Annotated in this window: 14 protein-coding genes; 9 read left to right on the top strand and 5 right to left on the bottom strand. The window is 65.1% G+C overall.

Annotation, left to right across the window (positions count from 1 at the left end; all coding sequences use genetic code 11):
• The first annotated feature begins 34 nt into the window (after nt 1–34).
• The 3 genes from KW832_RS06395 (at nt 35) to KW832_RS06385 (ending at nt 1,568) form a co-directional block, all read left to right on the top strand.
• Nucleotides 35–364, top strand: coding sequence for a hypothetical protein (locus KW832_RS06395; protein ID WP_010460358.1), 330 nt, complete (start codon nt 35–37; stop codon nt 362–364).
• Between the two features lie 264 nt (nt 365–628).
• Nucleotides 629–946 carry a DUF2322 family protein gene (locus tag KW832_RS06390; RefSeq protein WP_218299268.1) on the top strand — a complete coding sequence of 106 codons (318 nt, stop codon included), beginning with the start codon at nt 629–631 and terminating at the stop codon, nt 944–946.
• A 160-nt stretch (nt 947–1,106) separates the two neighbouring features.
• Nucleotides 1,107–1,568, top strand: a complete 462-nt coding sequence (locus KW832_RS06385; RefSeq protein ID WP_055398924.1) for an SRPBCC family protein — start codon at nt 1,107–1,109, stop codon at nt 1,566–1,568.
• Nucleotides 1,569–1,596: 28 nt separating this feature from the next.
• On the opposite strand, the gene KW832_RS06380 is transcribed toward KW832_RS06385, so the two are convergent.
• Nucleotides 1,597–2,379 carry a transporter substrate-binding domain-containing protein gene (locus KW832_RS06380; protein ID WP_218299267.1) on the bottom strand — a complete coding sequence of 261 codons (783 nt, stop codon included), beginning with the start codon at nt 2,377–2,379 and terminating at the stop codon, nt 1,597–1,599.
• A gap of 362 nt (nt 2,380–2,741) precedes the next feature.
• On the opposite strand from KW832_RS06380, the gene KW832_RS06375 reads away from it, so the two are divergent.
• Nucleotides 2,742–2,990 carry a hypothetical protein gene (locus tag KW832_RS06375; RefSeq protein WP_121419513.1) on the top strand — a complete coding sequence of 83 codons (249 nt, stop codon included), beginning with the start codon at nt 2,742–2,744 and terminating at the stop codon, nt 2,988–2,990.
• 437 nt (nt 2,991–3,427) lie between these two features.
• Here the strand turns inward: KW832_RS06375 and KW832_RS06370 are convergent, their stop codons facing one another.
• Nucleotides 3,428–4,699, bottom strand: coding sequence for a phosphatidylserine/phosphatidylglycerophosphate/cardiolipin synthase family protein (locus tag KW832_RS06370; RefSeq protein WP_218299739.1), 1,272 nt, complete (start codon nt 4,697–4,699; stop codon nt 3,428–3,430).
• Nucleotides 4,700–4,876: 177 nt separating this feature from the next.
• Between KW832_RS06370 and KW832_RS06365 the strand changes: the two genes are divergently transcribed.
• On the top strand, nt 4,877–5,803 hold the full coding sequence (locus KW832_RS06365; RefSeq protein ID WP_218299266.1) for a M23 family metallopeptidase: 927 nt from the start codon (nt 4,877–4,879) through the stop codon (nt 5,801–5,803).
• 135 nt (nt 5,804–5,938) lie between these two features.
• Here the strand turns inward: KW832_RS06365 and gltS are convergent, their stop codons facing one another.
• Nucleotides 5,939–7,180, bottom strand: coding sequence for a sodium/glutamate symporter (gene gltS, locus KW832_RS06360; RefSeq protein WP_218299265.1), 1,242 nt, complete (start codon nt 7,178–7,180; stop codon nt 5,939–5,941).
• A gap of 275 nt (nt 7,181–7,455) precedes the next feature.
• Between gltS and KW832_RS06355 the strand changes: the two genes are divergently transcribed.
• Nucleotides 7,456–7,992 (top strand): pseudouridine synthase, encoded by a 537-nt coding sequence (locus KW832_RS06355; RefSeq protein ID WP_176885386.1) that lies wholly within the window; start codon nt 7,456–7,458, stop codon nt 7,990–7,992.
• A gap of 19 nt (nt 7,993–8,011) precedes the next feature.
• Here the strand turns inward: KW832_RS06355 and KW832_RS06350 are convergent, their stop codons facing one another.
• Complete coding sequence (locus KW832_RS06350; protein ID WP_218299264.1) at nt 8,012–8,722, bottom strand: glutathione S-transferase family protein; 711 nt, start codon at nt 8,720–8,722, stop codon at nt 8,012–8,014.
• Between the two features lie 184 nt (nt 8,723–8,906).
• On the opposite strand from KW832_RS06350, the gene KW832_RS06345 reads away from it, so the two are divergent.
• Nucleotides 8,907–9,797 (top strand): LysR family transcriptional regulator, encoded by an 891-nt coding sequence (locus KW832_RS06345; protein WP_218299263.1) that lies wholly within the window; start codon nt 8,907–8,909, stop codon nt 9,795–9,797.
• A 77-nt stretch (nt 9,798–9,874) separates the two neighbouring features.
• The gene (locus KW832_RS06340) at nt 9,875–10,420 is read left to right on the top strand and encodes a dihydrofolate reductase family protein (RefSeq protein ID WP_218299262.1); all 546 of its coding nucleotides are present in this window, start codon (nt 9,875–9,877) and stop codon (nt 10,418–10,420) included.
• 95 nt (nt 10,421–10,515) lie between these two features.
• Here KW832_RS06340 and KW832_RS06335 read toward each other — a convergent pair whose 3' ends face one another.
• The gene (locus KW832_RS06335) at nt 10,516–10,953 is read right to left on the bottom strand and encodes an Lrp/AsnC family transcriptional regulator (RefSeq protein ID WP_055398842.1); all 438 of its coding nucleotides are present in this window, start codon (nt 10,951–10,953) and stop codon (nt 10,516–10,518) included.
• A gap of 143 nt (nt 10,954–11,096) precedes the next feature.
• Here KW832_RS06335 and KW832_RS06330 point away from each other — a divergent pair, with 143 nt between their 5' ends.
• Nucleotides 11,097–11,645, top strand: a complete 549-nt coding sequence (locus KW832_RS06330) for an alpha/beta hydrolase (protein ID WP_218299261.1) — start codon at nt 11,097–11,099, stop codon at nt 11,643–11,645.
• Nucleotides 11,646–11,694 lie beyond the last annotated feature (49 nt).

Below are 11,694 nucleotides of genomic sequence, written 5' to 3'. Positions count from 1 at the left end.
GCAGCCCTACTATCCGCGTCTATCCCATCCACCCATGCGCCGCCGCAAGCTCCACCACCACGTCTACGTGGTCGAACTCTCCAAAGACGTGCTGCTGGAGCCGCGCTTTCGCCGGTGCAACCCGGGCTACATCGAGGGCAAGCCCTGCGTGTATGTGGGCATGACCGGGCTGGACCCGGATGTGCGCTTTGACAAGCACAAGGCGGGCATCCAGGCCAACCGGTTTGTGACGCAATACGGCCTGCGCCTGCTGCCCGATCTGTACGAAGGCTTCAACCCCATGAGCTACGAGGATGCTGTGGACCGCGAGATCGAGATTGGCATCGACCTGCGGTCGGCGGGGTTTGGGGTGTGGCAGGCGTGATGCGTGCTAGGGAGTCTGGGTTCATTCCGACCCGAAGAAACCCAAAAAGGAATGATCCACCCCAATATGGGTATGGCAGCGCACTCCACCAATCCCTCATGCCGGGCAAGTTGGTGGCTCCATCGAACACCTCCCTTGTGAAGCTGCACCGCGGCCGCAGCGGCTTGATGCAATCAACCGCCAAAATACTCATCTATTCATAGCTACTAGCGCTTACCCATAAAGCGCTAGAGACCAATTTCATTCATATTTTCATTGACAACCATGAACTTCGCAGACCGCTTGAAGCAACTCCCCTCCGCCAGCCACCTCACCGCCCTGCACCTGCTGGGCCCGGATGGGCAAGTGCTGGCCACCATCGAGAACAAGCCCGGACAGACCGGGTCGCTGGTGGTGTATGCCGCGTTGGCTGCCTTGTACGGTAGCAGCATCACGCCTGCGGCCGCCACCCTGGGGCTGGAGTGGTATGCCGAGCATGTAGCCGATGCGCGCACCTTCCCCGGCAAGCACCCCAACATTGACCGGCTGCTGGCCTGGGCGCAGGGCAGCGAGAGCTTTGGGGTGCGGACGGTTGTGGCCTGAAAGGCTGAGGCTTTGCCAAAAAGTTTGCCGTTGCAACAGCGGCGTGTCGAAAACGCGCAGGTCCGTTCGTCGTAGGGGTGTGAACACGTTGAATAACCGATATGGTTTGGCGGTTCACGCTTTCATCCACCACAGATCTACACCCCAAGGAGACCCGAGCATGACGACCAACACCAACACCGGTACCGTCACCCTGCACCGCGTGCTGCGCGCCCCGGCAGAGCGCATCTACCGCGCCTTTCTGGACCCAGACGCCATGTGCAAATGGCTGCCGCCCCACGGGTTTACCGGCCGGGTGCTGAGCATGGACGCACGCGTGGGCGGCAGTTACCGCATGCAGTTCACCAACTTCAGCAGTGGCGGCACGCATGCGTTTGGCGGCGAGTATGTGGAGCTGGTGCCGGGCGAGCGCATCGTGCACACCGACCGGTTTGACGACCCCAACCTGCCGGGCGAGATGCGCACCACGATCCAGCTGAAAAAGGTGATCGCGGGGACCGAGGTGTCCATCGTGCAGGCGGGCATCCCGGCGGTGATCCCCACCGAGATGTGCTACGTGGGCTGGCAGGAGTCGCTGCAGCTGCTGGCGCTGCTGGTGGAGCCAGAGATTCCGGGCGAATAACTCAGACGCCCATAGCCTCAGGCCCTGATCACTTCAACCACTTGTCAGCCGCCTGCTTGATGGTGCCCCGGCTGTCCACCAGGCCCCACACAAAGCCCATCACACGCACATAGTCGGCGTCGTCGGTGGGCAACATGAAGCCCAGGTAGTTCTTGGGCGTGAGCGGCGCATCCACAAACGCGGCGTGCAGGCGCGGGTCGGCCTTGGCGTAGTGCAGGGCTTCGTAGGTTTCGGTGATCATCACGTCGCCCTTGCCTTCGGCGATCAGCGCAGGGATCTCGGCGTTCTTGTCGTGCGTGCTGACCTGGGCGGCCTTGAGGTTGGCCAGCACATAGGTTTCGTTGGTGCCACCGGGGTTCTTGATGACGCGCACGGCGGGCTGGTTCATGGCGTCCACGCTGGTGTATTTGGCTTTGTCGGCCGCCCGCACCAGGGCCACTTTGCCAAAGGGAGCGTAGCCGGGCAGCATGTCAAAAATGCGCATGCGGTTGACGTTGCGGGTGATGCCGCCCACGGCCACGTCAAACTTGTCGCCCTGCAGGTCCTTCAGCAGGTTGGGCCAGGTGGTGGGCACGTATTCGATCTTCACGCCCAGCTCCTTGGCCATGGTTTCGATCACATCGATGTCGTGGCCGCTGTAGCCCGCGTCGGTCTTGATGGCAAACGGGCGGTAGTCGCCAGGCGTGCCCACGCGGATGACCTTGGCCTCCATGATCTTGTCGAGCCGGGGGCCGGCTTGTGCGGCCTGGCTGAAGGCGAGGGTGACGGCCACGGCGGCTGCGGCCACGGCGAGGATTTTTTGGGCGATCATTTCAAGGTTCTCCGGTGGGTGAAGGACAGTTTGGTGAAGGGGTGCCTGGCACGAGAATTGCCACCAACAATACAGCAGGCTTGGGTGCGCCCCGCAGCGTTATGCACTGGGGTGGTCGTTGGTGGCTTCTGCGCGAGCATTTGTGGGCGGTCATGAGCACTTGCGGGCTTCGACACCAGCAGGCTCCAAGCAACGCAAGTGGCGTGCCAAGCAGCCCGCCCCGTACCGGTGCCAGGCTGCGCAGGTACAAGGCTCCTTCAAATGCTCTATTTTTTATAGCACATTGCGCTGGTGGAATAAGCGCTACACGCCCATTCTTCCCAAAGTGGGTTACCCTGCCCGGTTAGCAACAAGGAATCGCCATGAAAAAACTCAACGTCACCATCCAACTCGAAATGACCGTGCCCGACGACTGGGAGCTGGTCGACACCTCGGAGGGCACGCCTGTCATCAAGCTGCCCGACGGCAAGTTCATGGACATTGCCATCGAACCCCTGTTTGCGGCAGACCCCGAAGACCTGTGGGCCAGCACCGAAGATGAAGATGTGCTGGACGACATCCTCGACATGGTGGACAGCGAGGCAGTGACGTATGAGTTTGTGACGCACTGATGGACGAGGGTCCCGAGTTAGAAACTTGGGACACTAGTCCACTGAAACCGAGAAATCGGCTGTTCGTGAGGGTCTGGCAGGGCCGCCCTCTAGGCGGCGGGCGCAGGCGGGTTGCACACCCGGCGAGCACGGCAACGACGAGGGCGGCCCTGCCAGGCCCTCACCCTTCGGGCCAGGGTGGTAGCAGGCGCATCGCTGCGTTGCGGGCTTTGCCAAGGCGGCCAGCCTTGGCCGCAGCCCGCGCCTTGCGCTGCACCCGCTGCCACCCCGGCGCACAGCCGATTTCTCGGTTTCAGTGGACTAGGGGCAAATGCCTGCTTGGGTTGAAGAGTCCGGGCTGCGTCTTCGCCCCCCGCATCAGACGCAGAAAACTACACTATTGATAGCGTCTGGCGCTTTACCCACAAGCGCCAGCACCTGATTTCATTCAAACCCCATCACAACTGCGACCGCAGCAAGGCCGTCAGTTTCTCGTGCGCTTTCTCGCGCAGCGGCCGGTCCAACCAGGCCTGGTAGGTCACGCGGCGTGACCGCTGGATATCGTCTTCAAACACCTGGGTCTGGCGCTGCGCAAACGCCGCGTCGTACACGTTCAGGTTGGCCTCATCGTTGAGGCGGAACGAGCGGTTGTCAAAATTGGTGGAGCCCACCGACACCAGCAGCTGGTCCACGATCATGACCTTGCAGTGGTACATGGTGGGCGTGTACTCATAAATCTCGGCGCCCGCCTGCAGCAGCGGGCCCCAGGTGGCGCGGGATGCAGCCTTCACCGTTTCGGTGTCGGTGTGTTCGCCGGGGGTCACCAGACGCAGGCGCACGCCGCGCGCCAGGGCGTCCATCAGCAACTTGTGGGTCAGCTCATCGGGCACGAAGTACGCCACCGACAGGTCGATGCTGCGCTCGGCCGCCGTGATGGCCAAGTGGTACATGAGCTGCATGCTCTCGCTGCCACTCGATGGCGAGCTGGAGAACATCTGCGCCTTTTGCGTGCCCACGGGAGGGTCTTGTGCGATGGCCGGAAAGTACGCCTCGCCATGCAGCACCTTGCCGGTGACCTTGAGCCAGTTGTCCAAAAACGTGGCCTGCATCTGCGCCACCACGGGGCCACGCACCAGGTAGTGCGAGTCGCGCCAGTGGTTGGGGTCTTGCGCGTGGCCCGTCCACTCCGGCGCAATGCCCACGCCACCGGTAAAGCCCACCTGTCCATCCACCACCAACAGCTTGCGGTGGGTGCGGTTGTTCAGGCGGGCCAGGTTGTACCAGTGGGGTTTGTGGAATTTTTCGATCTGCACCCCGGCCGCTTTCATCTCGGCCAGATAACTCTCTTCCATCTTGGCGCTGCCTACCCAGTCGAGCAGCACATGCACAGGCACACCCGCGCGGGCGCGCTCGCTCAGGGCGTCGGCAAACTGTTTACCGATGTCGCCCGACCAGTAGATGTAGGTTTCGAAGGTGACGCTTTTTTGCGCGGATTTGATCGCAGCCAGCATGGGCGGAAAGATCTGGTCGCCGTTGAGCAGCTCGGTCACCGCATTGCCGCCCACGATGCCCGGGCCCAGCAGGCTGCCCAGCGCACGCTCAAACTGCGGGTGGGCGGTGTTGTACAGGCGCGGCAGCTGTTGCTGCACCTTTTTCTCGCCCGCCGTGAAGTTGAGCGCCAACAAGACAAGGGCCCCCGTGGCCAGGGCCGTGAGCAAGACAGTGAACATGGTGAAGCGGCGGGGGGCGGCAGGTGGCATGGCGCGATGGTAGGTGGCGGCCTGGGGGTGGCGATGTAGGCGGACGCCGCCAACGCTGGGCGGCACAATTGCGGGGTGCTCGCCGTGCACGCGCGGCTGCAGCACGCTTGCCATCCCCCCGCGCTTTTTTCTTACCGTTGCCCTGCCGTGTCTGAACCTGCCCGCCCTGCCCTCATCCGCCCAGCCAACCCCATTAACCGCCGCAGCGCCTTGATCGGCACGGCGGGCCTTCTCGCCCAGCCCGCCCTGGTGGGGCTGCTGCACGCCAAGCCATTGCCACCCGCGCCCACGGTGTGGCCCCAGGCGCTGCAGGTGCCCGGGGGTGTGGCGCGGCTGTCGCTGGGCCCGGCGGCCACACGGCCGGTGGCGCAGGTGCGCCAGGGCGATGTGGATGTGCCGCTGCGGGTGGTGGGCGATGCCATTGAGTGGACAGCCATCGTGGGCATACCTTTGGCCGCTGCGCCGGGCGATGCCTTCATCACCGTGCTGGCCGAACGCGGCGGCAGCCCGCGCCTGGTGCACTACGCCGTAGCCCCCAAGCAATACAAGGAGCAGCACCTCAAGGTATCGCCGCGCACGGTAGACCTTTCACCCGAGGACCAGGCCCGCTACGAGCGCGAGCGCAACCACCAGGCGCAAGTGATGGCGACCTTCACCGAGCAGCCCGCTGGTGTGGCCCTGCCATCGCTGCGCATGCGGGTGCCGGTGCAGGGGCGGCGGTCCAGCTCGTTCGGGCTGCGGCGCGTGTTCAACGGCCAGCCGCGCAATCCGCACAGCGGCATGGACATTGCCGCCGCCACGGGCACGCCCATCGTGGCACCGTTGCCAGGCCGGGTGATTGACGTGGGCGACTACTTCTTCAATGGCGGCACGGTGTGGCTGGACCACGGCCAGGGCCTACTGACGATGTACTGCCACCTGAGCAGCAAGGATGTGCGCGTGGGGGATGTGCTGCAGGCGGGCGACGCGTTCTGCAAGGTGGGCGCCACCGGCCGCGTGACCGGGCCGCACCTGCACTGGGGCGTGATGCTGAACAGAACCATGGTGGACCCTGCGCTGTTTGTGGCTGTGTAGTTTCGGCATCCACCGTCGCTGCGGGCCAACAGCGCTTGAAGGGGGCGCGCCCCTACCAGCGCCACCGCGGAACCGGCTTCGCCGGGCCGCTGGAGGCGTCCCCCTACGGGGGAAGACGCGAAGCGGCTCAGGGGGTCACTTCAAATAATTCATGAAGCCCGTGATGATCACGGCGTTGAAAAAATCGATGAAGAGCGAACCCACGAGCGGGATCACAAAAAACGCCTTCACCGATGGCCCATTGACGGCGGTGAACGCCTGCATGTTGGCCATGGCGTTGGGCGTGGCGCCCATGCCAAAGCCGCAGTGGCCGGCGGCGATGACTGCGGCGTCATAGTCGCGCCCCATCACGCGGAAGGTGACAAAGTAGCCATACGCAAACATCAGCACGGTCTGGGCAAGCAGGATGACCAGCAGCGGCCCGGCCACCTCGGCCAGTTCCCACAGCTTCATGGACATGAGCGCCATGGCCAGGAAGAACGCCAGCGACACATTGCCCACTACCTCGAACTGGCGCAGGGGCAGCGCACTGTCGCGCCAGTCGATGATGTTGCGCACCACCGCCGCCACCAGCATCGGGCCCAGGTACGAAGGCAGCGTAATGCCCAGGCCCTTGAGCCAGTTGACCAGCAACGTGCCTGCCCCGATGGACACGGCAATCAGGATGCTGGCGTACATCACAGTGTCGCTGTTGCCCATGGGGGCCGGGGCTGCAGGGCGGGCGGTGGAGGCATTGGCGGCGTCGACAGCGCCAGCCGCCGTGGCGGTGGCCGCGGCTGGCGTGCCCGCAGCCAACCCCGAGGTGTGCAGGCCATTGCGCCGCATCAGCAGGGTGCCCAGCGGGCCGCCAATCACACAACCCGCCACCAGGCCATAGGTGGCCGCTGCAATGGCGGCGGGCAACGCACCTGCGGCGCCCGCCTGCTCCAGCAGCGGGCCAAACGCGGCCGAGGTGCCGTGCCCGCCCGTGAGCGATATGGACCCCGCCGCCACGCCGATGAGCGGATGCACGCCCAGCACAGCAGCCAGCCCGGCGCCCAGCAGGTTCTGCAGCACCACCAGGCCCACGGCGGCGGCCAGAAACAGCGCTACGCCGACACCGCCTTTCTTGAGCAGCTCGAAGCTGGCCGAAAAGCCGATGGTGGTGAAAAACACCAGCAGCAAAAAGGCGCGCATGTTGTCGTAGAACTGAAAGGTGAACAGGCCCGTCTGGTGGCCCACCAGCGCAATCAGCGAAAACACCAGTCCGCCGATGATGGGCCCGGGAATGAAGTAACGCGAGAGCAAGCCGACGCGGTTTTTGATGAAATCGCCCACCACCAGCAGCACGGCGGCGATGCCGATGGTCTGGGCAATGTCGAGTTCAATGGTGGTCATGGCGGTGTCTCCTTGAGGCCTGGATGAGAGGGTCAGACAACACTTGCCCAGATGAATCAGCTATGGATTAAATAGCTGCAAGCGCAAGCTAGCGTAGCGCTGGAGGCCTATTTTACCTGTCAAGCTCCGCCCCCCGGCCAGGCCGGAGGATGAAGCAGGTGTCAGACGCCACCCTGTTCACTCAGCGCCGCACTGGTTCTTTCCTCCCTCGCTGCAGCTATGCTCGGCAGCCCTGCGTGCCCCGATCCACCCTCACCGCTCCCACCCCGTCGTCGATGACAACCCGCCTGATCCGCTTCAACAAACCCTACGGCGTGCTCAGCCAGTTCACGGCCGAGGGCAAATGGCAGGGCCTGAAGGACTACATCGACCTGCCCGGCGTATACGTGGCGGGGCGGCTGGATGCCGACAGCGAGGGCCTGCTGCTGCTGACCAACGACGGCAAGCAACAGGCCCGCATTGCGGACCCGCGCTTCAAGATGGAGAAGACCTACTGGGTGCAGGTGGAGGGCGTCCCCGATGAGGCCGCGCTGGCCGCGCTGCGCAGCGGCGTGGTGCTGAACGACGGCCCCACCCTGCCCGCCCGCGCACGGCTGCTGGAGCCCGCGCCTGCGGTGTGGGACCGCAACCCGCCTATCCGCGAACGCAAGGCCATCCCCACTGCCTGGATCGAGCTGGTCATTCGCGAAGGCCGCAACCGCCAGGTGCGCCGCATGACGGCCGCCGTGGGCCACCCCACGCTGCGGCTGATCCGCGCGGCCATCGGGCCATACACGCTGGACGGGCTGGCACCGGGCACCTGGGCGGATTGAGCTGGCAGGCGTGCGGGGTCTACGCGGCCACCGCCTGCATGCGCCGCGACAACGCTGACCCACGCGCGCGCAAAAAGGCCCGCAAGCCATCGGCATAGTCCACGCCCACGGCCTGCTGCACCGAAGGGCGTGCCGCCAGCGCAGCGCGCCACTGCTGCACCAGCGGCAAGCCGTGCCAGAGCCCCAGGTCATTCATGCCTGGCAAGGTGTCGATGACGTCAAAGTACCGGAACACCGGGCCGAACACCGCATCCACCATGCCAAAGTCCGGCCCGGCAAAGTACGGCCCCGGCACGCTGCGCTGGCCCAGGGCCTCTTCGATCTGCACAAAGCGGCTGCGCAGGTCCTGCGCGCGGGCCTGCAGCGTGGCCTCATCCGGCGCGGCGTAGAAGCCGCCGATGGTGTTCAGCACCGCAGAGCCAAACTCCATCCATGCCCGGTGGCGTGCGCGTTGCAGCGGATCTGACGGGTGCAACACGGGCATGGCCACTTCCTCCAGGTATTCGCAGATCACAGCGGACTCGAACAGGCTTTGGCCCTGCACCTGCAAGACCGGGGTCTTGCCCAGCGGCGAGATGGCCAGAAACCAGTCGGGCTTGCGGGCCAGGTCAATGGTGCGGCGCTCAAACGCCAGCCCCTTTTCGTGCAGAACGATGGCCACGCGCTGCACGTAGGGGCACAGCGCATGCGAGACCAGGGTGAGTGCGGGTGCGGCTGTTCGCGAGCTCATGCCGTCCATCCTTGAGCGTGTGGGGCACAGAGGGTATTCAACAGGCGGGCAATGCAGGTGCAGGTGCGTTTCATGGGGCGGGCTTTCTATGGCGAGAGGGTTGGCATCGCCAGTTGGTGTATCTACCGACGTATGGCGACCAGCAGAATTTATGATTGCATTGGCGCAAATAAAATAAGCACACATGAAAACATCCATTGCATTCACGCAATACCAATTGGGCGCCGCAGAGCTGGAAGTGCTGCTGGCCATGGTGCGCACCGGCACCTTGGCAGCAGCCGGTGAACGGCTTGGCGTGGATGCGTCCACGGTGTTCCGTGCCATCCAGCGCATCGAGCGCGGGCTGGGCCAGTCGCTGTTCGAGCGCTCGCGCGCGGGCTACCGCGCCTCGGAGCTGGCCCAGGCCCTGGCCGAGCAGGCCGAGCGCGTGGAAGCCGCCCTGGAGGCCGCCCGCACGGCCACGCAGGCACAGCCCGAGCAGGTGTCGGGCACGGTGCGCATCTCCACCACCGACACCCTCCTGCACGGCCTCATCGCCCCCGCCCTGCAGGTGCTGCAGCCCCGGCACGCGGCCTTGGTATACGAACTGCATGCGGGCAATGAACTGGTGAGCCTGACGCGCCGAGACACCGACATCGCCGTGCGCGCCACCAAGCGTCCACCACAACACCTGGTGGGTCGGCAACTGGGCATGATCCGATCCGCGCTGTACGCAGGCACCGCCAGCCCGCTGGTCCTGTCCGACGTGGAGGCGGGCCGCGCAGCCTGGATTGCGCCCGACGACGCTCTGCCCGACCACCCCTCGGTGCGCTGGCGCAAAAAGCAATACCCCAAGGCGCAGCCCACCTACCGCGTCAACAGCCTGCTCACCGTGATGGAGCTGGTGGCCCTGGGCATGGGCGTGGGGGTGCTGCCCCTCTTTCTGGCCCAGGGCCGCAGCGACCTGCGCCCCCTCACCGGGTCGCTGGCCGACTGTGAAACCGAGCTGTGGCTGCTGACGCACCCCGAGTCGCGGCACCTGCGGCGCATTGCCACGGTGTACGGGCATCTGGCGGAGACGGTGCAGTTACCCTGACGCACTCGGGCCTTCCCGCCGCCCTCCCAGCTTGCTGCCAGCACGTTGTCAGCAGCCGGTCTCTACAGTGCGCCGCCATGACCCTCACACAGTTCTACGGCGCATCCAGCCTCGATGGCTTCATTGCCACGCCAGACCATGACCTTGGCTGGCTCTTGCAGTTCGGCGAGATCGAGGGCTCCAGCTACCCCGCTTTCATCCGCGACGTGGGTGCGCTGGCCATGGGGTCGCACACCTACGAATGGATGCTGAAACACGCCATCGACGCAGGCCAGCCCTGGCCCTACGTGCAGCCCACATGGGTGTTCAGCACGCGCACGCTGCGCGCCATCCCGGGCGCCGATGTGCGCTTTGTGCGTGGCGATGTGCGGCCCGTGCACCAGTCCGTGGTGCAGGCCGCAGCGGGGCGCAATGTGTGGATCGTGGGCGGGGGCGAGCTGGTGGGGCAGTTTTATGATGCGGGCCTGCTGGACGAGTTGATCGTGCAGATCGCACCGGTCACACTGGGTGCGGGCAAGCCGCTGTTGCCACGCCGGATCACACAACCGGCGCTGCGCCTGCAGTCGGCGACCACACTCGGTGGCCTGTTTGCCGAGCTGCGCTACGCGGTGCCACGCCCGTAGCCAGTGCGCAGATCGCTACAGATTCAATAGCTGTTTGTGCAATACAGACGTGCGGTAACGGCCATTTTTATTGTGGCGAGACGACCACCCCTGTTTCACCCCAGCGGCACCGCCTTGTTCACCGGGTGCGACAGCACCAGTGATGTGGAGACGCTGCCAAACGCGGCCAGCGCATCCACCACGCGCTCCAGGTCGGCGGGCTGGCCGAAGGCGCAGCGCACCACGAAGCAGTCTTCGCCGGTCACGCGCACCACATCCAGCACTTCGGGCAGGGACTGGAACAGCAACACATAGCGCTGGATGTGCTCGTGCGTGGTGCGCACCCGCACCACCGCCTGCAGGCCCAGGCCCACGGCGTCCAGGTTGATGCGGGCCGCGTAGCCTGCAATCACGCCCGCGTCTTCGAGCTTTTTCACACGCTCGCTCATCGCAGGCTGCGACAGGCCGATCTGCTTGCCCAGCGCCGACAGGCTTTGCCGCGCGTCATGCTGCAGGGCCATGAGGATCTGTCGGTCTTTTTTGTCCAGTTCCACGGGGTGCTTTCTTTGAACAGGCTCTTAACGATGACTTCAAGGTTTGGGCGGGCGATTTCCGATGAGCCCCCCTGGCCGGAACAGCGGCGGTTTCCTATTGTTGGCGGGCAGTGATGGATCTGCTTTGAGAACAAGGACATTGAATGACGACGCGACCTGTCTTGCTGATTCCGGGCATCTACAACTCGGGCCCCACACATTGGCAGTCATTGTGGCAATCCCGGCACGCGGGCGTAGCGCGGGTGGAGCAGGCCGACTGGGACCACCCCGATTGCGACACCTGGGCGCGCACGCTCGATGACGCCGTTGCTGCATCGCCCCAGCCCCCCATCCTGGTGGCACACAGCCTGGGCTGCCTGGTCGCGGTGCACTGGGCCGCGCGCCACCACCGGCCCGTGCATGCGCTGCTGCTGGTGGCGGTGCCAGACCCCGGGGGGCCGAATTTTCCGGCCGACGCCAAAGGCTTTGCCCCACTGCCTGCCGTGCTGCCCGCCCAGCGCGACCTGCCGAGACGGGTGCTGATGAGCAGCACCAGCGACCCGTATTCCACCCCCGGCTTTTCGGCGCAGTGCGCCAGCGCCTGGAACGCCGAGCACGTGGTGCTGGGTGCGCGGGGCCACCTCAATGCCGACAGTGGCCTGGGTGACTGGCCGCAGGGATGGGAGCTGGTGGCGCGCTGGCGCGGAGAGTGAGAACTGCTGCGGGGATTGCCACGCCCCTCTGAGAGCGCAGGCCCAGAGC

This window comes from Acidovorax sp. sif0632, from assembly GCF_019218805.1.
Classification (GTDB): Bacteria; Pseudomonadota; Gammaproteobacteria; order Burkholderiales; family Burkholderiaceae_C; genus Acidovorax; species Acidovorax facilis.
Note: the sequence above shows the minus strand (reverse complement) of the source record. Positions and strands in the feature narration are given on the sequence as shown.